The following is a 25,815-nucleotide window of genomic DNA, read 5'->3' as shown; positions in this document are numbered from 1 at the left end:
GGTGCGGCATCGGGGTGTCCTTCTTTTGGTTACTTTTCTTGGACAAGCAAGACAAAATCGCCGGGAGCGATTTTGCGCGCAAGCCCCGAAGGGGTGAGGCGCATGGACGCGCCGAACAAAAGTAACCCGAGCCCCGTGCAACGGGGATCGGAAGCCTTTGACGTTAAATCAACCCAACCGCCCCCTACCCCCTCCCCGCCTGCACACACCGCAACACCCCATACGAATACACCCCATCCAGCGCATCAAACACCGGCCTCAACGCCGGCGCCGCCGGATCGAAATGGGTGTCAAAGGCCTCTTCCACCTGTCGAAGCTCGGCATCAGACAACCCCACCGCCTCACGCAAGGGGATCTCCCCGGCCTGCACCGAGCGGGCAAGGTGGTTGTAGACGGTGTCCACCGTCAGCCCGCGCCGGGCGGCGATGGCCTCGGCGTCGAAGCCCAGGCGGAACAGGGACAGGGTCTCCAGCACCGTGTCGCTGACACCGCTGTCATCCCCGGCCCCGGCATGCTCCAGGATCACCGACAGGAAGTCCTCGCCGTACTGGGCGAGCTTGCGCTGGCCGACGCCGGAGACCTCCGCCAGTTCGTCCAGGGTGCGGGGCTGGACCGCTACCATCTCCCTCAATGTCGCATCGTTGAAGATCACGTAGGCGGGCACGTCCTGGGCGTCGGCAAGACTGCGGCGCAGGGCGCGCAGGGCGTCGAACAGGGCCTCGCCGGGTCCGTCCACGGGGCCCGTAGACGCCCGCTTGCTGACACGCTCCTTGCGGCCCCCGCCCCGGGGCGGGCGGGCATCCTTGCGCAGCCAGACCTCCTGCTCGCCGCGCAGCACGGGGCGGCAGGCCTCGGTAAGTTTCAGGGCGCCGAATCCCTCGGCGTCCACGGTGAGCAGGCCAGCGGCCACCAGCTGGCGGAACACGGCGCGCCACTGGTGGGCATCCAGCTCCTTGCCGATGCCGTAGGTGGAGAGCTTGTCGTGGCCCAGTTGCCGGATGCGCTCGCTGCCCTTGCCCAGCAGCACGTCCAGCACGTGATTCACGCCGAAGCGCTGGCCGGTGCGGTGCACGCAGGAGAGCGCCTTCTGGGCCGCCACGGTGGCGTCCCAGGTCTCCGGCGGTTCCAGACAAGTGTCGCAGTTGCCGCAGGGCTCGGGCAGGCGCTCACCGAAGTACTCCAGCAGACGCTGGCGGCGGCAGGTGGTCAGCTCGCAGTAGCCCAGCATGGCCTCGAGCCGCGCCCGCTCGATGCGCTTGTGGGTCTCCTCCGCCTCGGAGGATTCCAGCATCTGGCGCAGCATGATCACGTCCTGCAGGCCGTAGGCCATCCAGGCATCGGCGGGCAGGCCGTCGCGGCCGGCGCGGCCGGTCTCCTGATAATAGGCCTCCAGGCTCTTGGGCAGGTCCAGGTGGGCCACGAAGCGCACGTTGGGCTTGTCGATGCCCATGCCGAAGGCGATGGTAGCCACCACGATCACCCCCTCCTCGCGCAGGAAGCGGGACTGGTGGTCCTGGCGGATCTCCTGGGCCAGACCGGCGTGATAGGGCAGCGCGGTGAGGCCCTTGCCCTCCAGCCATTGGGCCGTGTCGTCCACCTTCTTGCGCGACAGGCAGTAGACGATGCCCGCCTCGCCCTCGTGGTGGTCCTTGATGAAGCGCAACAGCTCGTTGCGGGTGCCGGCATGTTTCTGGGTCACCCGGTAGCGGATGTTGGGCCGGTCGAAGCCGCTGATGAAATGGCGCGCATCCACGAGACCCAGGCGCTCGGCGATCTCCCGGCGGGTGGGTGCGTCGGCGGTGGCGGTGAGCGCCACCCGGGGCACCTCGGGGAAACGCTCGTGCAGGGCGGAGAGCTTGAGGTACTCGGGGCGGAAGTTGTGCCCCCACTGGGACACGCAGTGGGCCTCGTCGATGGCGAACAGGGCCAGGCGGCTGCGCGTGAGCAGGTCCATCATGCGCTCGGTCATAAGCCGCTCAGGCGCCACGTAGAGCAGATCCAGCTCCCCGGCCAGCAGGGCCTGTTCTACCTCCCGGGCGGTGCGGGCGTCCAGGCTGGAGTTCAGGAACGCGGCGCGCACGCCCACCTGCCGGAGTGCGTCCACCTGGTCCTGCATCAGGGCGATCAGCGGCGAGACCACGATGCCGGTGCCTTCCCGCACCAGGGAGGGGATCTGGTAGCACAGCGACTTGCCGCCGCCGGTGGGCATGAGCACCAGGGCCTCGTTGCCCGCCACCAGGTGTTCGACGATCTCCCCCTGGGTGGGGCGGAAGTCGGGGTAGCCGAAGGTGTCCCGCAGGACCTGTCTTGCTGTATCCATGGTCGCCTCCCTGTGACCATTGAGGGTTTGGGTCATGTCTCGTCCCGGCGGTTTTCCCGGAGCATGTGCATGAACAGCTCCCCCTGCTCCCGGGCATCGTCCAACGCCACGTGGGTGTGGGGGCGCTGCTCGGAGAACCAGCGCTTGGGCAGGTAGCTCTTGCCGCTCTTGCGGTATTCAAGCCGGCGCAGGGCCATGGCGTAGGTGCGGATGTCCAGGGCGTTCTCGTGGAACGGGCGCCGGCCGGTGAAGCGCATCAGGTACCAGTACACCCACATGAAGTCCCACCCCGCCGGCCAGCCCACGAACACCGCCCGCCCGGGCAGGGCCTCGATCCAGTCCGCGTAGGCCTGCATGGCCGGCTCCGGCGCCACCAGGTCCTTGCGGCACGCGTCCCAAGCCTCGGGAAACTGCGCCCACCACTCCACCATGCGCGGATGGGCCTCGGCCCCTTCCAGGGTCTCCAGATTCACGGAGAAACTGCCCAGCTCGTTACCCTCAGGATCATAGGCCACCGATGCCAGGCTCAGCATGGAATGGGGGCCAGGGATGGGACCGTCGGCCTCGATGTCGGTGGAGACGTAGATCTCGGGATTGGTTTTGGAATCTGGCATGGTGGGTTCAGGGTATCCGAAAAGCTCGAAAAGACTTCAACGCAAAGACGCAGAGGCGCAAAGAGCGCTAAAAATATTTAAAGCAAAATAGCACTTACTATTAATAAGTTTTTGTTTTACTTATTTATTTAACTTTGCGATCTCTGCGTCTTCGCGTCTTTGCGTTGAAAGCTTTTTACGTTGAGTACCTTAACTGTCTAGCGACCATTCAACCGCCGCAGCATCTCCACCAGCGCCGAGGAATCCAGTTCACCCATGTCCTGGCCCACCAGGGCGTTGATGAACTGGGTGGCCACGGCAGAGCCGGGGGTGGCCACGCCCAGTTCGGCGGCGGTCTGCAGGGCGATGCCCATGTCCTTGCGGTGCAGCCGGGCCTTGAAGCCGGGGCGGTAGTTCCTGTCCAGCATGCGCTGGCCGTGGACCTCCAGGATGCGCGAGTAGGCGAAACCGCCCAGCAGCGCCTCCCGCACCCGGGCGGGATCGACGCCGGCGGCCTCAGCCAGGGTGAAGGCCTCGCCGATGGCCTGCAGGCTCTGGGCCACAATCATCTGGTTGCAGGTCTTGGCGATCTGGCCGGCGCCGGGGCCGCCCACGTGGGTGATGGTGCCGCCCACCACTTCCAGCAGGGGCCGCACCTTCTCCAGGGCCTCGGCCTCGCCACCCACCATCAGGGTAAGCGTGCCATCGATGGCCCCCTGTTCGCCGCCGGAGACCGGCACGTCGAGCATCTGAATGCCCTGCGCCGCCAGCTTTTCAGCCATGCGCCGGGACGCGCCGGCGGCGATGGTGCTGTGGTCCACCACGATCAGTCCCGGGCGGGCGCCGTGGATCACGCCGTTCGCGCCCAGCAGGACCACCTCCACGTCCGCGGTGTCGGAGACGTTGGTGAACACCACGTCCACCTGCCCCGCCAGCTCGGCGGGCGAGGCGGCCACCGCGGCACCGGCGGCCTTGAGCGGCTCCAGGCTCTCCGGCCGGCGCGCCCAGACGCACACCGGGTAGCCGGCCTTCAGCAGGTTCGCCGCCATGGGGCGGCCCATGATGCCCAGTCCGATGTAGCCGACCTTCATGCGCGTCTCCTGGTCTCGATCAGGCCCGATGCTCCGGCAGTGTGACATTGAGTTCCAGCACCTCGCAGTCGCCGTCGCGCTCCAGCTGGATGCTCACCGCGTCCTCGTCCACCTGCACGTACTTGCGGATCACGTTGAGGATCTCCTCCTGGAGTCGGGGCAGGTAGTCCGGGCCGTCCCGGTGCACCCGCTCCCGGGCCACGATCACCTGCAGCCGTTCCTTGGCCACCTGGGCGGACTTCTTCTTCTGGGATCGGAAGTAGTTGAAGAAATTCATCGCTTAACTCCCGAACAGGCGGCCGAACAGGCCCTTTTTCTGCACGGTGAGGAAGCGGTGCTCCCTATCCTCGCCCAGGAACCGGGCCACCGCATCCTGGTAGGCCTGACCGGCATCGGAATTCTCGTCCATGATCACCGGGGTGCCGGCGTTGGAGGCGTTGAGCACCGCCTGGGACTCGGGGATCACCCCCAGCAGGTCCACGGCCAGGATCTCCTGCACGTCCTCCACGCTCAGCATCTCGCCCTTGACCACCCGCTCCGGGGAATAACGGGTCAGCAGCAGCCGCCCGGGGATCGAGCCCTTGCCCTGCTCAGCATGGCGGGTCTTGCTGGCCAGGATGCCCAGGATGCGGTCCGAGTCACGCACGCTGGAGACCTCCGGGTTGGTGACCACGATGGCCTCATCGGCGAAGTAGGCGGCCATCAGCGCGCCGCGCTCGATGCCGGCGGGGCTGTCGCAGACGATGTAGTCGAACTCCTCGGCCAGCTCGTTCAGGACCTTTTCCACACCCTCGGTGGTCAGGGCGTCCTTGTCCCGGGTCTGGGAGGCGGGCAGGACGTAGAGCCCCTCCACCCGCTTGTCCTTGATCAGCGCCTGCTTCAGGTTGGCGTCGCCGTTGATGACGTTGACGAAGTCGTACACCACCCGGCGCTCCACGCCCATGATCAGGTCCAGGTTACGCAGGCCCACGTCGAAATCCACCACCGCGGTGCGGTGCCCGGCCTGGGCCAGTCCGGTGGAAATGGCGGCGCTGGTGGTGGTCTTGCCCACCCCGCCCTTGCCCGAGGTCACAACGACAATCTTCGCCACTGACTATCTCCGTAAGTTTTTAAAATCAATTAGTTGAGAAACATTTCTCACAAACAAAAAGAATTGAACATGAGGCCTGCGGGCCCACCCGCTACATGGGCTCGATCAACAGGCTCTCGCCCTCCAGGCGGATCTGCACCGGCCCCTCGCGCTCCGCATCGCTGATCTGTTCGCTCAGGCGGTAATGCCCGGCCACCGCCACCAGCTCGCAGTCCAGACGCTGGCAGAAGATGCGTGCGCCGGTGTCCCCCAGGACCCCGGCCATGGCCCGGCCCCGCAGGGGCGCGTAGACGTGGATATTGCCGTCCGCCATCACCTCGGCCCCGGCGCTCACCGGCGCGGTGAGGATCAGGTCCCCGCCCCGGGCATAGACCTGCTGACCGGAACGCACCGGCTGGGTCACCAGCAGGCTGCGCACCGGCTCGGCCGCCATGGGGGCTGCAGCCTCCGCTTCACGCCGGGGTGCGGCCCGGCCCCCATCCACGTTGAGCACCGCCAGTCCGGCCGCACTGGCCCGGGCGCGGATCGCCTCGCCGCTGTCGCGCAGGCCGATCAGGGTCACCCCCCGCTCCCGCAGCAGGGTGGCCAGGGCCGCCAGATCCAGCCCCCCGGCGGCCTCCCCCAGCGCTTCCAGGTCCAGCACGGTGGGCAGCCCGGCGAGCAGACCGCTGCCATCGGACAGGCAGGCGTCCAGTTCCCGGGACAGCACCTCCGGGGAGGCATCCAGCAGGCGCAGCACGGTCACCGTGATCATGCGCCCCTTGAACTGCAGGGCGGCCGGTCGGGCAGCGGCGGCGGGAGCGCTCATGGGGCGGAATTCCAGGGGGTGGGTACGGAGCTGGTGGCGGGGCTGGGGATCATCGAGGGCACGTGCGTCCTGGCGGTTCAGAGGCATGGGTTGAAGCATCCTATGGTATCAGCCGAGCCCCGGATAAGCAGGATTGACACCACAGAATCCCTGCGCCGGCGGGCGCAAAATGACCCGACAGACGCTGACAGCCCCGGGGCAGACGCGTACCATCCGGGGACACGCAAGCGATCGGAACCCTGACTCATGGCGGCCGCCCAGCCGAGCGATACCCCAGCCCGCAGCCCCAATCATCCCCTGGTCCAGGCCCACGGCCTGACCAAGCGCTATGACGGGCGCACCGTGGTGGACGGCGTGGGTCTCACGGTGCGCACCGGCGAATGCTTCGGCCTGCTGGGCCCCAACGGCGCCGGCAAGACCACCACCCTGCGCATGCTCCTGGGCCTGACCCCGCCGGACGCCGGCGAGCTCACGGTGCTGGGCGAACCCATTCCCGAGCGCGCCCGGGAGGCCCGCACCCGCATCGGCGTGGTACCCCAGTTCGACACCCTGGACCCGGACTTCACCGTGCGGGAGAACCTCATCACCTACGCCAGCTACTTCGGCCTGAAGGGCGAGACCCTCGCGCGGCGGGTGGAGGAGCTGCTGGAATTCGCCAGCCTCAAGGGCCGGGAAGACGTCAACATCCAGTCCCTGTCCGGCGGCATGAAGCGACGCCTGACCCTGGCCCGTGCGCTCATCAACCAGCCGGCCCTGGTGGTCCTGGACGAGCCCACCACGGGCCTCGACCCCCAGGCGCGCCACCACATCTGGCACCGCCTGCGCACCCTGCTGTCCCGGGACACCACCCTGATCATCACCACCCATTACATGGAAGAGGCCGAACGACTCTGCGACCGCCTGGCCATCATCGACCAGGGCCGGGTGATCGCCTGCGACAGCCCCCGGGCACTGATCCAGGCCCACATCGAGCCCCACGTGGTGGAACTCTCCGGCCATGCCGCCACCGTGTGGCTGGACAAACAGGGCGCACTCCCCGAGGGCGAGCGCCTGCACCGGGTCGGAGACATCGCCCTGATCTACACCCACGACCCGCGCCCGCTGCTGCAACGCCTGGACGCCGACGGCCTGCGCTACCTGCACCGCCCGGCGAACCTGGAGGACGTGTTTTTGAAACTCACCGGGCATGACCTGCGGGACTGATTGAAGTGTGAAGTGTGAATTGGGAAGTACGAATTGAAGTGCGAAGTGAGAATTGAGAAGTGGGACAAAGAGCAACAAACCCTATACCGCCTAAGCCGGTACGCCTGTGGTTTCCTCGCACTTCCCAATTCTCACTTCGCACTTCAATCCACGCTGTTTCCGAAGCAACCGAAACTCAACATCCTGCCGCTCTGAACAACGCCACCCCATGTCCCCCAACCTCCGCTTCCTCCACGTCTGGCGCCGCAACCTCAAGGTCTGGCGCAAGATCCTCATCCCCTCGATCATGGGCAACTTCGGCGAGCCGGTGCTCTACCTGCTGGCCTTCGGCTACGGCTTCGGCATGCTGGTGGGGGATCTGGGCGAGATGCCCTACATGGTCTTCCTGGCCTCCGGCATCATCTGCTCCAGCGCCATGTTCACGGCCAGCTTCGAGGGCATGTACTCCGCCTACACCCGCATGGACGTGCAGCACACCTGGAGCGCCATGCTGGGCGCGCCGCTCACCGTGGACGACATCGTGCTGGGCGAAGTGGCCTGGGCGGCCACCAAGGGACTGATGAGCGCGGCGGCGATCCTGGTGGTGGCCGCGGTGCTGGGCCTGGTGGCCAACGCCTGGGCCCTGCTGGCCCTGCCGGTGCTGCTGCTCACCGGCTTCACCTTCGGCGCCTGCGCCATGGTGGTCACCGCCTTCTCCAAGAGCTACGACTTCTTCCTCTACTACTTCACCCTGGTGATCACGCCAACGCTGCTGCTCTCCGGCGTGTTCTTCCCCCTGGAGCAGTTCCCGGCCCCGGTGCAGATGCTCGCCTACCTGCTGCCCCTGGCCCACACCGTGGAACTGGTGCGTCCGCTGCTGACCGGTACCATGCCGACGCAGGTGCTGCTGCATCTCGCGGTGATCGCGGCCTACGGGGTGGCGGGCCTGATGATTGCGACGCGCCTGATCCGCAGGCGGCTGATTCGCTGAGCATCGCATCGTTTACCGGACTGACGATGACAGTGTGTTTATCGCACAACTTCGTTATCACTACTGAAGACTGTGACGCCCTATTGAGCCGCGCAGGCCTGCAGGATTAATCTGAGCCTGCAATCGGCGCAGGGAAGTCCGGGCCAGTTTCCCCACCGCGGCCGATCATTCGGACAGGCTCGACACCCATGCCCCAGCAAAGCTCCCCCGGCAACACCCCGCAACCGACCTCGTTCAAGGTCGTGTTCTTCGGCCTCGGCGCCGTCGGCTCCGCCATGCTCATCTGCCTGAGTGAACTGGCGGAACGGGACGCGGTGCCGATCCACTTCGTGGTCTACACCCGCGACCCCGAGGCGGCCAGGGATGCCCTGTTCCACGCCGAGCGCCTGTTCGAGCGCATCGAGTTCATCCAGCTGCCGGAGTTCGCCCCGGTGTTCGCCCTGGCACCCGAACACGTCAAGAGCCTGGAAGGGGCCACGGTGCTGATCAACGCGGCCCTGCCGGAATTCGACCTGCCGATGATCGAACTGGCCCTGCGCATCGGTGCCCACACCGTGAGCCTCGCCTCGGACATGTACGACACCGAGACCGAGCGCAGCCTGACCTTCCCCCAGTACCGCTACGAAGCCGAACTGCGCAAGCGCGGCATCGCCGCCCTGATCAACCTGGGCATCGCCCCCGGCGCCACCGACTTCCTGATCGGCCGGCGGATGCACGACCTGCTCACCGCCGACCGCAAGGACCTGGAGGTGGAGAGTATTGATCTATTCCTGCTCGAGGACATCGATTCCGACTCCATCGTGTTCTCCTGGTCGCCCATTGTGGCCCTGGAAGAAATGGCCCAGCGGCCCCGGGTCATCCGCAACGGCCTGCTGCAGGTGCTGGACCCGTTCTCCGGCGCGCGGGAGTACCACTTCCCCCACGAGGCCGAACCCACGCGTCAGTACCCCCTGTACCAGGAAGAGCTGCTCGCGCTGCACCGCGCCTTTCCCGAGGTGGAATCCATCGGCGTCTACACGGGTGGCTCCGAGGTCGAACTGCTCAAGGCGCTGTTCCAGCTCAACCTGCTCTCCAAGCGCACCCTGCCGGATCGGCCCGACCTCACCGTGGAGGCGCTGGTGCGCTCCATCCTGCCCGGCATGAACAAGCCCCGCCGCATCGAGGCCTTCCTGCGCGACGGCGTGATCCGGCGGGCCCATTTCGCCGCCGCCGCCGAGATCCGCATCTCGGAGACCGTGCGCAACGAGCGCCAGACCGTGGTCGAGACCGTCGGGCTCAGTTACCTGCGCTATCCGGGTCTGATCGGTACGCCCTATGCAGGCGCCACCTACATCTCCTTCCCCACCGCAGTCGGCGCCGCCATCCTGGCCTGGCATGCGCTCGACTACGCGCGCTCCGGGAGCGGCTCACGCCTGACCGGCGTACTGGGCGGCGTGGACCTGGCCCGCATCCTGCCCCGCGCCCGGGCCGACGCCATCCGCCGCGACCTGGTGGCCTGGGACATCGATCTGTTCGACAGCGTGCGTGATGCGACCGAGACCTGAGACGGGGTTCTCTCGCAGAGGCGCTGAGGCGCGGGTGAAGTCAAAAAACTGGGTCTCTCGCGAAGTCGCGAAGTCGCAAAGGAATCAGATTGTTAATCGCTTGATGTCTTCCTTGGCGTCTTTGCGCCTTCGCGAGAGACCCTGCTGTTTGCCTTTCCCCCTGCAAACCATGGGTGTCCCAAACCTCCCAACTCCTTGACACTGACTTCTGTCCGCAATCTACTGTGCAGAGCCACTTCATCTCTTAAATGCCCATGAAAAAACTGACTGCCTCGGATATTGCTGAAATGCCCGTCGAGCAGCGTATCCAACTGGTCGAGGACATCTGGGACTCGATCCTTGAGTTGCCAGAATCGGTCCAGGTACCCGAATGGCACAAACAGGAGCTCGATGCGAGGCTTGAGGCCTACCACGCAGCCCCGGATCTCGGGTCTCCCTGGCATGACGTCAAGGAACGCATCCTGAGTCGCTGATCCGCATGTTACGAATTCGCAAGGAAGCGGAAAGGGACCTCAAGGAAGCGTTCGAATGGTACGAACGTCAGCGCATTCGTAGCGAGGGCGTCGATTAGTCCGATGTCGGATCAGACAGCCGACATCGTGTCACTGCGCAGGAAACCGGACATCCTCCACCCTGGCACGGAAGAACGGAAAGTAGTCCCCGGTGCCGAAGTGATTGCCACCCTCGACCCGAGTTGGCAGGGCGAAGCCGCCGAAGTCCTTGAAACCGTCGAGCGTGCCTCCAAACGGTTGTACCCGCCATTTCCCCTCCGGATTCGCGTTGCTCCAGCGCGGAATCATCACCCACAGCGGCTGCCCATCCTCTGCCACCTCGATCTCGAGCGACTGGGTCAGGGACCCGTGGGTCAACAGCGCCCGTGCCCGGCCCGGCGCGTCGCCCTCCTCCCACTGCACACCGTCCCGGGGTAGCAGTGTTGCCGGTGCCCAGAACACCGCCTCCGCCACCACCCGGCCGAATGAGGCGCGCAGGTGGTTCGCATCGGCCCCCGCCCGCACCACCGGCAGTGTCCCGAGCAGCCAGAAGCGGGTCCACGACCGCTCGCCGACCATGGCATCCGAACCGCTCATGCGTAGCGCCCCTGAGCCCGCCGACTCAAGCCGCCAGACGAAGCCATGGGGCGGCGCGAGGATCTGGCGAGCCCGCATCGGCTGATAGGCCGGAGCCTCCCGGTCGCCGAGTCCGATCTCACCGACCATCCGGATCTCGCTCACGGGATGCAGCGGCGTCCCGGGAGCGATGGTGTACAGAAAGTAGCGCCTTGCAGCCTCGGGCAGCCCCTCGACCATGGCAGGGTCGAACAGCTCGACGGGCCCAGGCGCCTCGGCCTGCAACTGCGTCCAGGCCGCGTCGGAGGCCCGCAGATCCGCCAGCCGCCAGGCCTGCATGGCCAGGAGGAGCGCAGCAATAAGCACCAGGACTGCGATCAGGGCCGTCAGCAATCTTCGTCTCATCTCATCTCATTCCGCCGCGTTGCTCGGATGTCTTGCCCTCGACCAGGAGACCCGCCAGCCGTTCCTCGATAACCCCCAGCACGTCCTCATCACTGTCGACAATGTCCCTATCCGTATTGATCTGGAACGCAATCGTCAGGCCGTACTCCGGATAATGACGCAGACTGGACACATAACCCGGTATCCAGCCGGCGTGACCATACACGGGTCCGAACCGAGGGCTTGAGGACACCGCGACACCGGCACCGTATTGGCTGTCGCCCCTCGCCTTGTTGATCGGAACCGACCTGAGTAACTCAGGAAGGTAGTCGCCGGCCATGGCCCGTCCGGTGAACAGGGCCTCTCCCCAGCGGGCCAGATCCAGGGAGGTGCTGACCAGTCCGCCACCGGCCCATTCCAATGCGGGGTGCCACAGCAAGCGGCCACGTTCGTCCAGCGTCCTGGCAGGCAAGCCGAGGGCACCGTCCTGGTGGATGTATCCGACAGCCAGTCCGCCCAACTCGCGACGATCGGCAGGCGATGTATCGGACATCGCCAGTGGAAGCAGGAACCGCTCACGAATCTCGTCGAACAAGGGCTTCCCGGTGACCGCTTCCACGACCAGTCCGGCGATGATGTAGCCCGTATCCGAATATGCCCATCCTTGTCCCGGCGGGAACAGCGCAGGCTCGTCAAGCACAAAGGCCACAAGACGATCCGGAGGCAACGGGTTGTCGGACTCGTGCAGGGCGCTCACGAACGCCGCTGCGAATGCCTCCGTGTACACATGATCCGGAAGCCCTGCGCTGTGGGTGAGCAGATGGCGCACGGTGATGGACGCGTGGTTCGGCAGCCGGTCGAACCAGTCATTGGCACTCAGCCAGCGGGACACCGGATCATCCAGGGCCAGCTGTCCTTCCAGGGCAAGCTGCACGCACAGGGCGGCCACGAAACTCTTGCCGATGCTCGCCGCGCATGCGGGAGTGCACCGTCATCGGTTCACCGGCCTCGAGGTCGGCCATGCCGGATGCCACCGTGCCGCTTGAGCCGTCGTTCAAGACGTATGCGGCCGTCATGCCCGGAAAGCCGAACTCAGCCCGCACCCGGTCGAGTTCGCCCTGGAATCGTCCCGCATGGTCGTCAGACGGAATCGTGCCGCAGCCCGCAACTGCGGCGACGCAGACCATCCAGAGCATCACTTTCATTTCGGGAGCACCTGTGTGACCGCGCCCCGGCGGGTAAACATGGAATCCCGATTGAGCCATACCACCACCACGGCAAGCGCCGCGAACAGCCAGATGTCGTAGGGTTGCGCGTCCGGCCACAGCGGGTTGATCAACTGCAGGTGAAGCAGCGCGGGGAGCAGGATGCTTCCGCGGGTGCTGTTGAACAGCGGCGTGATGATGACACTGATGGCAATGGTGCCCACGAAAAACGGGGTGAACGCCCAGGCGCTTTGGGGTGTGCCGCTGAGCACAAAGGCCGGGAGATGCCAGAGGCCCCAGATGGCGCCAAGCACCACGGCGGCCCAGATCGGCGCCATGCTGCGCTGCAGAAGCGGCAGCGCCAGCCCTCTCCAGCCGATTTCCTCGACCGGCCCCTTGATGGCCATGAGCAGCAGCGCAAGCAGATAGGCCTGCACAGACGCAAACGGAAACAGCGTGTCATACGTGCCTTCCTTGAAAAACGCCGAGACGTAGAATACCAACGGCACGCCAACGAGCAGCAGGATGTACCAGTAAACCGACGCACGCCACAGCAACAGCCGCGCGAGAAACCCCCGCAGGCCCGCGAACCCATATCGATACAGAACCACTGCCATCGCGGCAATGGCCGGCGCGTATACCGCGAGATAGAACAGGGGGTGTTCGCCGCTCAGATCACCGAACATTCCGGCCATCGGTCCCGGCGCGAAGACATAGAGCGCGAGTATCCCCCAGGAGATCAGGAAGGTGATGGCAAGAAACGGGATCAGATCACGAGGACGCATGGCAGGATCACCTCAAGGCCACTCCAATGAAGTCAGAGACAATGGAGCCGGAGACACTAGATCTAAGCGTATTCGTTCACACATCTAGGCTGAAGCATCAGAAGCGTCCGACGAATGATCCGGTCTGCCGCTGACCCCGATCATCACCCACTGATCCCCTTGCTTGAGATAGATTTCGGTCCACTTTCCGGTGACACGAAATGACGTCGCGCCCTTTGGCGCGACGGTGGCCGAGTAGGTGTAGTGAACGATGCCTGCAACGTGGTCGTAGACCTCGATGCTGAGCGGCCTGAGCTGGTAGTCCTCCACCACTGGTGAGTCACCCAGTACGGACTGGACTGCGGTGTCCCGGTCGTGGGGCACCGGGCTGTTCATATCCCAGCCCATGTACCTGGGATGCAAGGTGCTCCGGATCTTCTCGGCGTTGCGTTCCACGGACAGGGCCCACAGATCATTGACCCGCTTCCAAAGATCCTGCTGTTCAGGCGACAGGTCATCAACGCGCAGATCGGACATCATCACTCCGGCTCCGTCAGGCCCTGGGTGAGCGCTAAGGTTACAGCCCCATCAAGCCTGCCGCTCCGGTCACTGGCTGATGGAATCGATGTCGGTGTGGAAACACCCGTCCTTGCCGGACATACGGGGTCCCTGCCGGTCATGGGCCAACCTGCATTCAAGCCTGGGTCGCTTCACGCGCCTGGCGCACGTTGCGAGCGATCTCCTCCAGGTGCACATGCCCGGTGCCGCAGCAGCCGCCCCAGATGTCCATGTGCGGATAGCGCTGCGCTAGGCCGCCCATGAGGCGGCCGAGCTCTTCCGGGTCGCCCTCCTCCAGGTGGCCAAGCTGACACAAGGCGATCTTCTCCATCTTCGAGGCATTGGGCCGGAACCCCCTCATGCGCTGGATCCAGTCGCCCGTTTCGAGGCCCGGCTCGAACTCCACGGGATGGGAGCAATTCAACAGGTAGCAGACCGGCGCGGCATCGGTCTGCTCGTCGATGGCCGCCACGGCCTCAGCCAGCGATGGACCGGATTTGAGGCGTGACGTGCCGTCCACCGTCAGGGACATGACCAGGGGGACACCGGCACCGGCGGCAGCACGTGCCACACCCACAGCCTCCTCGATGTTGTTGAAGGTCATGGCACAAGCAAAATCCACACCGGCCTGGCGCAGCGTGGACAACTGGACCGAGTGATAATCCTCGGCCTCGGCAGCCGTGATATCCCGGTTCAGCTGATAGGCGTCACCCCGCGGCCCGACGATACCGCCCACCAGGGTGGTTTCGATGTCCCCCTCGTATTCCGCCGCCACATCGCGCAGGAACTCGATGGCCTGGTGATTGGCGTCGGCCAGCCCCTGAGGCGAATACCCGAGCAGCGCCCCCCAATCGGGACTGGCCCGGTAATCGAGACCCGTGAGCATGGCAGACAGGCCCTGTGCCGCCGCCACGTCCAGGCAACGACGGTAGATGTCGCGCATCACATCCAGCGCCTTGGGATCTTCAAGCAAGGGGAAGGCCGCGAAATGGGGCAACTCGAAGCCCCACTTATACATGAGTTCGGTCTCGATCCCGCCTTCGGTCAGGAAGGTCTCGGAACCGGGTTCGCTGGGAAACCCCGTATCGGTGTTCATGGGCCACCTCCTTCCGGCATAGACCGGAGCGTCGTTGGTCACCCCCTTTCGTAGCAGCCGATCCCGAAACCGTCAAAAACCCAAGGGGCCGGGGAAATACAATGCTCGTTAATCACCACCCCCATTCATGAACTCTGGGGAGGCACTGGGGAAGTCAACAACAGGGTCTCTCGCAAAGGCGCAAAGCCGCGAAGGAAAAGCTTTTTGAGTTTTTACCCCTTCAATGCCTTTCTTTGCGTCTTCGCGTCTTCGCGTCTTTGCGAGAAACAGTGCTTTTGATTTCCTCCGCGCCTCAACGCCTCCGCGAGAGACCATGCCTTTGATTTGCCGCTAAACACCGGCTGGCAGCTTGGATGACATCAGCTTTCTGCGGTCCAGCGTCCTGCCATCCACGATGAATGTCCCATCACCCACGGCATGCACGGTGCGCATTTCCTTGCGCGTCGTGTCCACGTATGCCGCCACAGCCTCCAGCACCACGATGTCGTGCTTTCTGACGATGTCGATCACCCTGCACTCGATGTTGGCCAGGCACTCCTTGATCAAGGGGGCCTTGACCAACTTCCCCGGCACCGCCGTCAACCCGAACCGGGTGAACTTGTCCGTATCCGCGCCGGAGCAGATGCCGATGCCGAGCACCTTATCCAGCATGTCCACGGTGGGGATCGCGATCACGCACTCCCGGGTCTTCTTGAGCGCGCGGAAGGAATAGTTCCAGGCCCCCGTGGTGATAGCGAACTTGGGCGTGAAGTCCATCACCATGGTCCAGGAGATGGTCATGATGTTGTTCTGCTTCCCGTCATGGGTGGTGACCAGGACAACGGGGCCGGGCTCGATGAGGGTGAAGGCCTTGCTCAGTTTCAACGATCGCATGGGGGCCCCTGCCTGGGTCAGCCAGGCATCTGAAAATGGGGTCGGTGACAAAAGAGAATCAATCGTCGCCGACCCTATGATTGGGTGATACGCCGGTACAGCCGGCAGTCTCCCGCCGCCTGCCAGGAACCTGCACCTGCGGCTGGTGCGCGCATCCAGGTACCTGCGGCGACAACGCCACCTGGACCGCGCAACTCACCCTCAAGCACCAGGATTTCGATGATGCCGTGGCCCGGCACCGGCAGCGAGGCACCGTTGGCCAGCTGCATCAAACACACATCTTCAGGATAGCCCGACTCCCGGTAGAGCACCTTCTCCTGGACCCCCGGCACACCGGTCTCCGCCCAGTCCATCCGGTCCGTGTCGAGACAGCGCGCGGCCCGTTCGCGGCCGGGGTACTGACGAAGCCGCACGAACAGGTCGCAGCCAGGCTCCGAGCGCGGTGCATGGCTACTGCCGTCCGGACTCAGGAACCAGGTGCCGGCCGGGTACTCGCCGTGCTCGTCGGCGAACACCCCGTCCAGCACCAGGATCTCCTCGCCCTCGGGATGACTGTGGGGACGGAATGCCCCACCCGGCGCGTAACGCACCAGGCTGGTCACCGGTCCAAACTCGCCGCCAAACCGGTAGAGCGGCTTGCGCCATACCGTGCCGCTGGGGCTCGGCTCCCAGGCCATCACCCCGGTGTCGACCCGTACGGCCTCGTGCGGATCAGCGTTCACGTCCGCCAGGTCATCGATAGTCTTCTGCATGTCCGCCAACAACCTGCTGTGTCGGGAAGAAAGATGCTTGCCCACGATCAAACCATATCTCGTTCATAGGCGCGAGTGACCACGCTGACAACCCTGATCACCAATCCCGTCCATGGAAAAAATGTCTATATTCCAGTCTCAAGCCTCGGCCTCATCCCCGCGACCCCCAATTCGTGGTGTGGCCACTGAACAACCCCTCCGCTTTGAAATCCTCGCATCCCGGGAGGTGCCCGATGGACGAAGCACTCAGAAACAAGATCCTGAACCTGCTGGACGAACACCGGATCATGAGCGTCGCCACCCTGCGCCCGGATGGCTGGCCCCAAGTGACCACCGTCGGCTACGTGCACGATGGCCTGACGCTTTACTTCCTGTGCGGCCTGGACAGCCAGAAGGCCCGGAACCTGGCCCATGACAACCGGGTGTCCCTGACCATCGACCACGACACCGCCGACCTGATGGCCATCAGTGGACTTTCCATGGCGGCCCATGCGGAACCGGTGGGTGATCGGGACGAAGCCCAGAAGGTCCTGGACCTGCTCGCCCAGGCGTATCCCGAACAGGACACGTCAAAACTGGATATTGAAATGCCCACCCCGGAGGACGTCCGGATATTCCGTGTCACGCCGACGGTGATCTCGGTGCTGGATTACTCGAAGGGGTTCGGGCATACGGATCTGGTGGAGGTGGGGGATGGGTGAGGCGTGTGGTGATGGCTTGGACGCATCATTTGGGTGTGAAAAGTGGGCGTTTAAGGGCCGTTTGCGCCTTATTTACCGATAAATTCTCTTGTTTTTCAGTTAGTTGCCGTGGACCGACCCCGTTATCCCCTTCTCCCCTTCCGGCACTTCGCTTGTATCCGTTTTATTAGCGCATTGAAATTTATTCCCAACCCCATGAAGTTTGGTTTCAGATCGACGATATCGTTTGCTCCAGGCAAAATTTCCGGGGTTTTAACCCGATCATTGCGCAGGTGAATAGCGAGCTCCGCGTGAACTGAAGCCAATGCGCGCCGCGTTGAATTTTGTACCCCTGCCTCGAACAGCGATGACGCAATATCGGTTCTATATGCTCGACGGTTAAACTTTAGCCCGTAGCGTGCTGCCGCCCGTTCAACACCTCCAAGGAAACCTTCAAATCTATGAAGATACCGCTCCCCCTCAAAGTAGCCTGCAACATGCTTCTTGGCGCGCTCCAGCTCATCCGTGTTATGGAATCCACCGGAGGTGCTTAGGATTCGCGATATCTCAGCATTAAACCGCTTTTCTTTGCATGAAATGACCGAAACCATAATATTCGCCACGCTCTGAAAATCGGGTACACGAAGCCGCCCGCTTTCGTATTTGATATTCGAATACAGATCATTAACTTCTTTGCGAGTCTCGCTCTCGCAGTCTTGGTCAATGTAAGCAAGCTTCGTTTTAATGAGCTTGTTTATTTCTGAATCAGTTTGCACCAGCTCTCCTGGAAACCTAACCGTGCTAACCGGCCGCGGGCCGATAGTGGTTGGTTTGAACGTAACATTTCCCCGCAGGCCCGGTTGAGCACATAGTTAGATTTCATTACCCGCCGCAGCCAGGGGGCAAATACTGAACAGACGAAATGTTGATTGTGCGGAACAGGTGGGAAACCGCATCAAGCGCGCAAGCGAAGAAACAGGAAGAAACAGGGTCAGAGAACAAATATCGCTAATATTAGAGAAAATGCCTCTCTGACCCAGGTTATATGCGAGCAATGGGACATGATGCAATCCATCAATACTCACATACACTCCATTCTCAAGAACAATATCTTTTGTGCTCCTTAAGTGATCAAATTTTGTGCACTCCCCCAGCAACGGAGACACACGATACTTTCCGGTAAGATTGCGATGCAGGTGCGCCCAATCATGCTTGAATAACTCGCAATTATCCCAAAGCATGATTATCGCCGTATTGAGGGACGGGCAAAGCTCATTGCACTTTTCAGTCGTGATTGCGCCATGCCCTCTCGTTCGATTGCGAACCGCTGCAGCGAACTCGAAAAACTGTCGCAATGCGACTCTGTTTCCAATTTTTGCGTTTATGCCTAGCCGCTCTGCGGCGCCAGCAATTATCTGCACTACAGTAAATCTCCAGTCTCCCTCTGGAACACGCTCTGTGAGTTCGCGTGAAATGTGCGTGGTCTGAGGGCGGAAGAATTGCGCCGACGGCCCAGTCAACGCAGATTGCAGAATCCCAACCCAATCCCCAATACTGTCTGCACGGACAAGCTCATACTCGAGGGAGTAACGGCTACGATCAGCATCGTCACCTAGACAAGATATAACTCCTGAAACTAGCACCTTCGTGAGGTACTCGATTTCGAGAAGCAATGCGTAGTAGTACGCAATATCGCCTTCATCCCCATCAAAGTTTATGCGGGAACGGATTTTATCTTTTAGTGGCCCTGTACTCATCCAGGAGTTCCTCGAAATCTATCAGTGAGGCCAAGCGGCAGTGCCTGCCCGGCATCTAATTGAACGCAATTATCTCCCGGGCAACATGCCTGGATTTGCGAGAAGGAGAGTTCAAATTAGGCGGAGTCATCCCTGCCAGTTCCCGCGCAGCCTTGCGATTATTCGATAACCACTTGAGACAACTGGAGAAACATGCGATTCAGGAACATCAGCGGCGCTGCTATGTCAGGCATGTCGTGACCTTCATTAAGGCCCAAAACGGACGCCGGATCAACCATTGACCTGCCGCATCATCTGCCTATCTTCTGGCATTCCCAGCGGCTCCGTGCCTCCGTGAGAGGACAACAAGCTTTTTCTCTCACCGAGACACAGAGCCACGGAGGAAACACATTTGAAGCGATACTCAACCGGACAGTGACACACCCACACATCGGATCTATCGTTATCCCATCACCCGATGCCGATCCTCGCCCCCATGCCCACCCTCCCCCACTGGCAGCACTTCCCCCACCAGGCCGACATGGGCGTGCGCGGCCATGGGGAGACCCTGGCCCAGGCCTTTGAGCAGGCGGCGATGGCGATGACCGCCGTGGTCACCGATCCCGCCGGCATTGAGCCCCGGGAGGCGCTGGAGATCCACTGCGAGGCACCGGAGGCCGAGATCCTGCTCTATGATTTTCTCAATGCCCTGGTCTATGAAATGGCGGTGGGCAAGCGCCTGTTCTCCCGCTTCGAGGTGCGCATCGAGGGCGAGAAGCTCAGCGCCACGGCCTGGGGCGAAGCGGTGGACGTGGCCCGCCACCAGCCGGCGGTGGAGGTCAAGGGCGCCACCTTCACCCAGCTCCAGGTGGCCCGGCAGCCGGACGGGCAATGGATGGCGCAGTGTGTGCTGGATATCTGAAAACCTTGTTCTCTCGCGGAGGCGCGGAGACGCGGGGGAAAGTCAAAGGCATGATCTCTCACGAAGGCGCGAAGACGCCAAGAAAGGCATTGAATAAGTTAAAGCTCAAGAACGCTTTTCCTTCGCGCCTTCGCGTCTTTGCGAGAAATAGTGTTTTGATTTTCCCCGCGCCTCCGCGCCTCTGCGAGAGTCCATGCATTTGACTTTCCCCCACGAGAGAACCGCCTTTCCTGATTTCGGAGACCCCCCATGGACCCGAATCGCTTCACGAAACTCTCCGACACCGCCTGGCAGCTTGAACCCACGGGCAAGATGCGCGTGCCGGCGATCCTCTACGCCAGCGAGGCGCTGCTGCGGGAGATGGACGACAAGGTGGCCGAGCAGGCCAGCAACGTGGCCACCCTGCCCGGCATCGTGCAGGCGAGCTACGCCATGCCCGACGCCCACTGGGGCTACGGCTTCCCCATCGGCGGCGTGGCCGCCTTCGATGCCGACGCGGGCGGCGTGGTCTCCGCCGGCGGCGTGGGCTTCGACGTCTCCTGCGGCGTGCGCACCCTGCACACGGGGCTGACCCGGGAGGCGATCGAGAAGCTCAAGCCGGCCCTGGCCGATGCCCTGTTCGAGACCATCCCGGCGGGGCTGGGCAGCACGGGCCACATCCACCTGCGGGACCAGCAGATGACCGAGATGCTGGCCGGCGGCGCGGCCTGGGCGGTGGAACAGGGCTACGGCGAGGCGGCGGACCTGGAACGCATCGAGGAACACGGCCGCATGGGCGGCGCCGATCCCCACGCGGTCTCGGAGCAGGCGCGCAAGCGCCAGCGCAACGAGATGGGCACCCTGGGTTCAGGCAATCACTATCTCGAGGTGCAGCACGTCACCGAGATCTACGATCCCGCCGTGGCCAAGGTGTTCGGCCTGGCCGTGGGCCAGGTGGTGGTGAGCATCCATTGCGGCTCCCGGGGCCTGGGCCACCAGATCGGCACCGAATTCCTGCGCGAGATGGCGGTGGCGGCGAACCGCCACGGCATCGAGCTGCCGGACCGGGAACTGGCCTGCGCGCCCATCCGCTCGGAGCTGGGCGAGCGCTACCTGGGCGCCATGCGCTCGGCCATCAACTGCGCGCTGGCCAACCGCCAGATCCTCACCCACCTGACCCGGCGCGTGTTCGCGAAGGTCCTGCCCGAGGCGCGTCTGGACCTGCTCTACGACGTCTCCCACAACACCTGCAAGGTGGAGACCCACAGCATCGACGGCAGCCCCCGCCAGCTCTACGTGCACCGCAAGGGCGCCACCCGCGCCTTCGGCCCCGGCCACCCGGACCTGCCCGACGCCCTGCGCCCGGTGGGCCAGCCGGTGCTGATCGGCGGCTCCATGGGCACGGCCTCCTACATCCTGGTGGGCACCAACGAGAGCGAGCGGCTGTCCTTCAATTCCGCCTGCCACGGCGCGGGCCGGGCCATGAGCCGGCATGCGGCGACCCGCCAGTGGCGCGGCCGCGCGCTGGTGGATGAGCTGGCGGCGCGCGGCATCCTGATCCGAAGCCCCAGCCTGCGCGGCGTGGCCGAGGAGGCGCCGGGGGCGTACAAGGACGTGAGCGAGGTGGTGAAGGCGACTCACCAGGCGGGCCTGGCGAGGATGGTGGCGCGGGTGGAGCCGCTGGTGTGCATCAAGGGGTAGCCGGTTCGGCCCGGGGTCGGGCCTCCTACATCGACCACATCGTAGGCCGGATAAGCGCAGCGCATCCGGCAGTCTTTGTATGTGTTCTCGATAACGCAAAGGGCGCAGAGACGCAGAGGACGCAAAGCTTTCTTCCGTGATGAAAAATCTTTGCGGCCTTTGCGCGGCGATCTCTGCGCCGCCAGATCTGCCAACGTGGTACGCCGGATGCGCTGCGCTTATCCGGCCTACGGTGTAAGAGACTTTTCTCTGTGACCTCTGTGCCCTCTGTGGCGAATCGCCGTTTGGTTCGTTGGGGTTCGCTTTGCTCACCCCAACCACCATGAACACGTGGGCATAGATCGCGTTTTGCCGGATCGACTTTGAACTTGCGCCTGGATCCTTGTTAGGGTGGTGAGGTACTCATCAGACCCGAAAGGAGGATCGCCATGGGTGATCGCGACACGAACCTCACCCGCCGCCGTCTGCTTGCAGGCCTCGTGGCCGTACCCGCCGCGCCCCTGATGTTCATGCCCGCCATGGCCAGCGAACGGCTGAGCGAGGATGACCCCCAGGCCCGGGCGCTGAGCTATGTCCACGACGCCAGTACCACGGACCACCCCGATTACCGCGAAGGCCAGACCTGCCTCAACTGCCAGCTGTACACCGATGCCGATGCCGCCGAATGGGGGCCCTGCGCAGTATTCCCCGGCAAGCTGGTAGCAGCGGCCGGCTGGTGCAGCGCCTGGGTGCCGAGGGCTTAACCCGCATATCTCACCGGGATCGCGGGAGCAGGCGAAGGATTCGCGTTTGTAGGCGCCGCTCTGGAGCGAAACCCATAGCGTTGCTATGGGTTGAGTGAAGAGCAAGCCTACGAACGCGAAGACGAGCCTGAACCGCGATAGGACACCGGCGGGAACAGACTGTGATGCTGAGGTTGCCGACCATTTCAGTGTATTCCACTTGCATTTCAGCCTGTTACGCGTCCGCCGGTGTCCGACCGGTGAGATATGCGGGTTAAGTGCGTAGCTTGGGGTGAACAGCGTGAACCCCAACAGGGGCAATACCGGTCACACCGCCCCGTTGGGCTTGGCGGTGCTCAGCCCAGGCTACCGCTGACAAGCCAAGCATCACTCGCCCCGGGGTCGGGGCGCCTGCGCGATGACTGGACAAAGAAAAAGGCCGGCGTGATCCGCGATCACGCCGGCCTTTTTCATGTACACATCAGATCAATGACGGTGATGATTGTGCTGCTGGTGCTGACCGTGACCCTGGTGGTGACCGCCCATGGTCATGCGGCGAACGGGGGCCATGATCTCCAGGGTGCTGCCGTCGTCGAACTCCAGGGTCAGGGGCACGTCGGTGCCGGGCTGCAGGTCGGTGTTCAGGTCCATGAGCATGATGTGCAGGCCGCCGGGCTCCAGCGCCACGGTCTGGCCGGCGGGCAGGTCGATGTGCTCCACGTGACGCATCTGCATCATGCCGGTCTGCATGTCGTGCACGTGGGTGTGCAGTTCCACCCGACCCGAGACCGGAGAGTGGGCAGCCACCAGTCGGCGGTCGGTGTCGGAGATGTTGCGCAGGCTCATGTAGCCGGCGGTGATCTTCATGTTGGGGGGCGTGGAACGGACCCAGGGTTCCCCCACCACCTCGACATCGCAGACGGCATGATGGGCGAACACGGGGCTGGCGAAGGCAAGGCTGGCGAGCAGCAGGCTGATGAAGAGATTTTTCATATCGGTTGTACCGTGTGCTGTATTGAGCGGAATGTCGTGCAATCCTGATAGCGGTCACCGGGACCGGTGCTCATACAGCGGGCGGGGCGCGCACGGGCGGTCGTTCGTGGACCGGCGCGAGCGCTGGCAGCGCGATGCTGCCTGAAGTCGGTGTCTCAACGGCCCCGGCATGCGCGGCGGGCGGCACTCCGGGCGGCAGCACGACCGCCTGCAACAGCTTGCAGGTGAGGCAGTCGCACACAGGCATCTCGTGGCCCGCCTGCTGATTCGCATGATCCGGATCGGCCGCGTCCAGGGACACCGGCTGTCCGCAGAACTCGCCGTGCAGGCTGGCGAGCCAGAGGGCATCGTCCTGACCCGCCGGCATGGCGTGCAGCACCGGCATCAGCAACTGCAGGCACACCGCCAGCAGGCCGAGCCAGCGGCCTGCGCGGTGGGTCAGTCGTGATGTCCGGGAGCGTGCGCGCACCTGCACCTCGAAGTCATTCGGATCAATGACTGCCATTAAACCCCACGCGGGCGGCTTTGAACAGCACCGCCCGGCGCGGGGAACCGGCCGCGAGCAGGCTGTTGAAAAAGTCTCCGGCGGATGCCAGGCAAGGCGGAAAGCGGCGAAAAAGCGCAGTGTACAGGCGAGTACATGAGCATTTTGAGCCGCTTTCCAACGCAGCATGGCGCCGCCCGAGGGTTTTTCAACAGCTTGCTAGGACTTGCCCGCCGTGAAGCCGCCATCCACCAGCAGGTTGGCGCCGGTGATGAAGCTGGCATCATCAGAGGCCAGGAAGCTCACCGCCTTGGCCACCTCCTCCGAACGGCCCAGGCGGCCGATGGGATGCAGGGCGATGAGCGCCTTGAGGGTGGCCTCGTCCAGGTCCCGCAGCAGGGGCGTGTCGATGTAGGCGGGCGAGACGGTGTTGACCCGCACGCCGTGGGGCGCCATCTCCAGGGCCAGGGTGCGGGTGAGGTTGACCACCCCGCCCTTGGCGGCGGAATAGGCGGCGGTCATGGACTGGCCCACGTTGCCGAGGATGGAGGCGCAGTTGATCAGGCTGCCTGAGCCCTGACGCTTCATGTGGCCGAGGGCGTGCTTGGCCACCAGGAACACGCCGGTCAGGTTGATGTCGATGATGCGCTGCCAGTCTTCGAGCGGATAGCTCTCCGCCGCGGCCATGCCGCCGATGCCGGCGTTGTTGAACACCGCGTCCACGGTGCCCAGGCGCGAGACGGTGGTCTCGAAAAGGGTCTCCACCTGGGTCTCGTCGCTCACGTCCACGGGCTGGAAGTGGCGCAGCCTTCCTGCCGCTCGTTGAGTTTCAGCGCCAGGGCCTCGCCCAGCTGCTCGTCCATGTCGGCGATCACCACCCGGGCGCCTTCGTTGATCATGTCCACCACCGTGGCCTCGCCGATGCCGCTGGCACCGCCGGTGACCACCGCGATCTTGTTCTTGAGTCGCATGTTGACCTCCTGAAATGCGTCTGGCAGGCGGTTGTTCAACAGCCTGCTAGGCTCTATGCATCACTGATTGGGTTTCTTTCACCCTGGACTATCTAGCGACCAGATTCCACAAGGAGTGGTTCAACTATGAAAATCGTCAGACACCGATTGCATCTGCACGACAACGACCCCTGCGAATACCGCAAGAGCCCCTGCCAAGGCGGCAAGATGACACCGCGCCTGCTGGTGATCCACTTCACCGCCGGGGCCAGCGCGGAATCCTCCATCAACTGGTTCCTCAACCCCCAGGCCAAGGCCTCGGCGCACCTGGTGATCGACCGGGACGGCCACATCACCCAGATGGTGCCCTTCGACACCGTGGCCTGGCACGCGGGGGCGAGCCGCTGGAACGATCTCAGCGGCCTCAACCGACACAGCATCGGCATCGAACTGGACAACGCCGGGCGCCTGCAGCCCCACGGGGACCAATGGCGATCCTGGTTCGGACGGGATTACCACGATGACGAGGTGCTGGTGGCCCGCCACAAGCACGAGACGGAGCCCAGCGGCTGGCAGCTCTACACCCGGGAGCAGATCGAGGCCACCCTGGAGGTGGCCCAGTGCCTGTTCGCCCGCTACGGCCTGGAGGACATCGTCGGCCACGAAGACATCTCCCCGGGCCGCAAGTCCGACCCGGGCCCCGCCTTCCCCATGGGCTCGCTGCGCGCCCGGCTGCTGGGCCGACAGGAGGACAGCCTGCCGGTGATGCGCACCACCACGGGACTCAACATCCGCAGCGGCCCGGGCGTGAGGCACCCGCTGCTGCCCAGCGGCCCGCTACCCCTGGGAGTGAAACTGGAAGTGATAGACCAGGACGGGGACTGGCGCCGGGTCAGCGTGCTGGAGGCGGTCAACGGGCTGTCGGACCTGGAGGGGTGGGTGCACGGGCGGTATCTGGAGGCGGTGGAGGCATGACGACGGGGTTCCCGCAGGTCGGCCTGAAGGCCGATGGGCGGGGCTTCGATAGACACCGGCTGTCGGGCTGAAGCCCGACCTACGGGACGGCGGGCTTCAGCCCTGGGCGCCGTGCTGCTTGAGCCAGGCCAGGCGCCAGAGCTTGAGGGCGAGCAGCACCACGGGGGCCAGGTGCATGAACAGGTCGAAGATGTCCAGGGGCCGGGTGAGCGTGCCCTCGAACAGCATGCGGGTCTTCTCGACCAGGTGGGGCTCCGGCACGAAGGGCGCAAGGCCCAGGCCGATACCGAAGAACAGGGCGAACATCAGCGGGACGCTGTCGATGAATCTGAGGGCGCGATCTTTCATGGGGCGC

29 protein-coding genes and 1 pseudogene are annotated in these 25,815 nt (G+C 64.0%); 10 read left to right on the top strand and 20 right to left on the bottom strand.

Going from position 1 to position 25,815, the window contains the following annotated elements:
- Positions 1 to 184: 184 nt before the first annotated feature.
- From recQ to minC, 6 genes are all read right to left on the bottom strand, one after another.
- Positions 185 to 2,320 carry a DNA helicase RecQ gene (gene recQ, locus D580_RS0102695; RefSeq protein WP_155999681.1) on the bottom strand — a complete coding sequence of 712 codons (2,136 nt, stop codon included), beginning with the start codon at positions 2,318 to 2,320 and terminating at the stop codon, positions 185 to 187.
- 32 nt (positions 2,321 to 2,352) lie between these two features.
- Complete coding sequence (locus D580_RS0102690; protein ID WP_018952898.1) at positions 2,353 to 2,934, bottom strand: exonuclease domain-containing protein; 582 nt, start codon at positions 2,932 to 2,934, stop codon at positions 2,353 to 2,355.
- Between the two features lie 197 nt (positions 2,935 to 3,131).
- Positions 3,132 to 4,004, bottom strand: coding sequence for an NAD(P)-dependent oxidoreductase (locus tag D580_RS0102685; protein ID WP_018952897.1), 873 nt, complete (start codon positions 4,002 to 4,004; stop codon positions 3,132 to 3,134).
- 19 nt (positions 4,005 to 4,023) lie between these two features.
- Positions 4,024 to 4,281 (bottom strand): cell division topological specificity factor MinE, encoded by a 258-nt coding sequence (gene minE / locus D580_RS0102680; protein ID WP_018952896.1) that lies wholly within the window; start codon positions 4,279 to 4,281, stop codon positions 4,024 to 4,026.
- Between the two features lie 3 nt (positions 4,282 to 4,284).
- Positions 4,285 to 5,094, bottom strand: coding sequence for a septum site-determining protein MinD (gene minD, locus D580_RS0102675; protein ID WP_026289643.1), 810 nt, complete (start codon positions 5,092 to 5,094; stop codon positions 4,285 to 4,287).
- A gap of 91 nt (positions 5,095 to 5,185) precedes the next feature.
- Positions 5,186 to 5,902: a septum site-determining protein MinC gene (minC, locus tag D580_RS0102670; RefSeq protein WP_026289642.1), complete on the bottom strand. Its 717-nt coding sequence runs from the start codon at positions 5,900 to 5,902 to the stop codon at positions 5,186 to 5,188.
- 246 nt (positions 5,903 to 6,148) lie between these two features.
- Here minC and D580_RS0102665 point away from each other — a divergent pair, with 246 nt between their 5' ends.
- The 5 genes from D580_RS0102665 to D580_RS0102650 all read left to right on the top strand — a co-directional run bounded on the left by D580_RS0102665 (position 6,149) and on the right by D580_RS0102650 (position 10,092).
- Complete coding sequence (locus tag D580_RS0102665; RefSeq protein ID WP_018952893.1) at positions 6,149 to 7,105, top strand: ATP-binding cassette domain-containing protein; 957 nt, start codon at positions 6,149 to 6,151, stop codon at positions 7,103 to 7,105.
- A gap of 208 nt (positions 7,106 to 7,313) precedes the next feature.
- Positions 7,314 to 8,075: an ABC transporter permease gene (locus D580_RS0102660; protein WP_018952892.1), complete on the top strand. Its 762-nt coding sequence runs from the start codon at positions 7,314 to 7,316 to the stop codon at positions 8,073 to 8,075.
- A 7-nt stretch (positions 8,076 to 8,082) separates the two neighbouring features.
- A complete protein-coding gene (locus D580_RS17035) occupies positions 8,083 to 8,142 on the top strand; it encodes a hypothetical protein (protein WP_081617225.1) in 60 nt (19 codons plus the stop codon).
- 121 nt (positions 8,143 to 8,263) lie between these two features.
- Positions 8,264 to 9,619 carry a saccharopine dehydrogenase NADP-binding domain-containing protein gene (locus D580_RS0102655; RefSeq protein WP_018952891.1) on the top strand — a complete coding sequence of 452 codons (1,356 nt, stop codon included), beginning with the start codon at positions 8,264 to 8,266 and terminating at the stop codon, positions 9,617 to 9,619.
- 254 nt (positions 9,620 to 9,873) lie between these two features.
- Positions 9,874 to 10,092, top strand: coding sequence for an addiction module protein (locus D580_RS0102650; protein WP_026289640.1), 219 nt, complete (start codon positions 9,874 to 9,876; stop codon positions 10,090 to 10,092).
- A 129-nt stretch (positions 10,093 to 10,221) separates the two neighbouring features.
- On the opposite strand, the gene D580_RS0102645 is transcribed toward D580_RS0102650, so the two are convergent.
- The 8 genes from D580_RS0102645 to D580_RS0102610 form a co-directional block, all read right to left on the bottom strand.
- Complete coding sequence (locus D580_RS0102645; protein ID WP_018952889.1) at positions 10,222 to 11,079, bottom strand: DUF6544 family protein; 858 nt, start codon at positions 11,077 to 11,079, stop codon at positions 10,222 to 10,224.
- 13 nt (positions 11,080 to 11,092) lie between these two features.
- Positions 11,093 to 12,019 (bottom strand): serine hydrolase domain-containing protein, encoded by a 927-nt coding sequence (locus tag D580_RS15085; protein WP_018952888.1) that lies wholly within the window; start codon positions 12,017 to 12,019, stop codon positions 11,093 to 11,095.
- Positions 11,967 to 12,275, bottom strand: coding sequence for a hypothetical protein (locus D580_RS16520; protein ID WP_155999679.1), 309 nt, complete (start codon positions 12,273 to 12,275; stop codon positions 11,967 to 11,969). The genes D580_RS15085 and D580_RS16520 overlap by 53 nt, the downstream gene beginning before the upstream one ends.
- A complete protein-coding gene (locus D580_RS0102635; protein ID WP_018952887.1) occupies positions 12,272 to 13,060 on the bottom strand; it encodes a CPBP family intramembrane glutamic endopeptidase in 789 nt (262 codons plus the stop codon). The genes D580_RS16520 and D580_RS0102635 overlap by 4 nt, the downstream gene beginning before the upstream one ends.
- Before the next feature lie 84 nt (positions 13,061 to 13,144).
- Positions 13,145 to 13,579, bottom strand: coding sequence for a nuclear transport factor 2 family protein (locus D580_RS0102630; RefSeq protein WP_018952886.1), 435 nt, complete (start codon positions 13,577 to 13,579; stop codon positions 13,145 to 13,147).
- 154 nt (positions 13,580 to 13,733) lie between these two features.
- Positions 13,734 to 14,693, bottom strand: coding sequence for a homocysteine S-methyltransferase family protein (locus tag D580_RS0102620; protein WP_018952885.1), 960 nt, complete (start codon positions 14,691 to 14,693; stop codon positions 13,734 to 13,736).
- 330 nt (positions 14,694 to 15,023) lie between these two features.
- On the bottom strand, positions 15,024 to 15,566 hold the full coding sequence (locus D580_RS0102615) for a flavin reductase family protein (RefSeq protein WP_026289638.1): 543 nt from the start codon (positions 15,564 to 15,566) through the stop codon (positions 15,024 to 15,026).
- A gap of 74 nt (positions 15,567 to 15,640) precedes the next feature.
- Positions 15,641 to 16,318 (bottom strand): cupin domain-containing protein, encoded by a 678-nt coding sequence (locus D580_RS0102610; RefSeq protein ID WP_018952883.1) that lies wholly within the window; start codon positions 16,316 to 16,318, stop codon positions 15,641 to 15,643.
- Positions 16,319 to 16,551: 233 nt separating this feature from the next.
- Between D580_RS0102610 and D580_RS0102605 the strand changes: the two genes are divergently transcribed.
- Entirely contained in the window at positions 16,552 to 17,019 is a 468-nt protein-coding gene (locus D580_RS0102605; RefSeq protein ID WP_018952882.1) for a pyridoxamine 5'-phosphate oxidase family protein, read from the top strand.
- Positions 17,020 to 17,141: 122 nt separating this feature from the next.
- On the opposite strand, the gene D580_RS16515 is transcribed toward D580_RS0102605, so the two are convergent.
- Together D580_RS16515 and D580_RS16510 are read right to left on the bottom strand one after the other, a co-directional pair.
- Positions 17,142 to 17,774, bottom strand: a complete 633-nt coding sequence (locus D580_RS16515; RefSeq protein ID WP_155999676.1) for a hypothetical protein — start codon at positions 17,772 to 17,774, stop codon at positions 17,142 to 17,144.
- A 96-nt stretch (positions 17,775 to 17,870) separates the two neighbouring features.
- On the bottom strand, positions 17,871 to 18,755 hold the full coding sequence (locus D580_RS16510) for a hypothetical protein (protein WP_155999673.1): 885 nt from the start codon (positions 18,753 to 18,755) through the stop codon (positions 17,871 to 17,873).
- A 475-nt stretch (positions 18,756 to 19,230) separates the two neighbouring features.
- Here D580_RS16510 and D580_RS0102590 point away from each other — a divergent pair, with 475 nt between their 5' ends.
- From D580_RS0102590 to D580_RS0102580, 3 genes are all read left to right on the top strand, one after another.
- A complete protein-coding gene (locus D580_RS0102590; protein ID WP_026289637.1) occupies positions 19,231 to 19,656 on the top strand; it encodes an archease in 426 nt (141 codons plus the stop codon).
- A 249-nt stretch (positions 19,657 to 19,905) separates the two neighbouring features.
- Entirely contained in the window at positions 19,906 to 21,336 is a 1,431-nt protein-coding gene (locus tag D580_RS0102585; RefSeq protein WP_018952878.1) for an RtcB family protein, read from the top strand.
- A 428-nt stretch (positions 21,337 to 21,764) separates the two neighbouring features.
- On the top strand, positions 21,765 to 22,079 hold the full coding sequence (locus D580_RS0102580; RefSeq protein ID WP_018952877.1) for a high-potential iron-sulfur protein: 315 nt from the start codon (positions 21,765 to 21,767) through the stop codon (positions 22,077 to 22,079).
- A gap of 465 nt (positions 22,080 to 22,544) precedes the next feature.
- Here D580_RS0102580 and D580_RS0102575 read toward each other — a convergent pair whose 3' ends face one another.
- From D580_RS0102575 to D580_RS0102565, 3 genes and pseudogenes are all read right to left on the bottom strand, one after another.
- Positions 22,545 to 23,051 (bottom strand): copper chaperone PCu(A)C, encoded by a 507-nt coding sequence (locus tag D580_RS0102575; protein ID WP_018952876.1) that lies wholly within the window; start codon positions 23,049 to 23,051, stop codon positions 22,545 to 22,547.
- A 70-nt stretch (positions 23,052 to 23,121) separates the two neighbouring features.
- Positions 23,122 to 23,556, bottom strand: a complete 435-nt coding sequence (locus D580_RS0102570) for a DUF2946 domain-containing protein (protein WP_018952875.1) — start codon at positions 23,554 to 23,556, stop codon at positions 23,122 to 23,124.
- A gap of 198 nt (positions 23,557 to 23,754) precedes the next feature.
- Positions 23,755 to 24,434, bottom strand: a pseudogene (locus D580_RS0102565) (SDR family NAD(P)-dependent oxidoreductase).
- Between the two features lie 198 nt (positions 24,435 to 24,632).
- On the opposite strand from D580_RS0102565, the gene D580_RS0102555 reads away from it, so the two are divergent.
- On the top strand, positions 24,633 to 25,460 hold the full coding sequence (locus D580_RS0102555) for an N-acetylmuramoyl-L-alanine amidase (protein WP_026289636.1): 828 nt from the start codon (positions 24,633 to 24,635) through the stop codon (positions 25,458 to 25,460).
- 96 nt (positions 25,461 to 25,556) lie between these two features.
- Here the strand turns inward: D580_RS0102555 and D580_RS0102550 are convergent, their stop codons facing one another.
- Positions 25,557 to 25,808 carry a hypothetical protein gene (locus D580_RS0102550; RefSeq protein WP_018952871.1) on the bottom strand — a complete coding sequence of 84 codons (252 nt, stop codon included), beginning with the start codon at positions 25,806 to 25,808 and terminating at the stop codon, positions 25,557 to 25,559.
- Positions 25,809 to 25,815: the final 7 nt, after the last annotated feature.

The sequence above is a fragment of the Thioalkalivibrio sulfidiphilus genome, assembly GCF_000377945.1.
Lineage (GTDB): Bacteria > Pseudomonadota > Gammaproteobacteria > Ectothiorhodospirales > Ectothiorhodospiraceae > Thioalkalivibrio_A > Thioalkalivibrio_A sulfidiphilus_A.
Note: the sequence above shows the minus strand (reverse complement) of the source record. Positions and strands in the feature narration are given on the sequence as shown.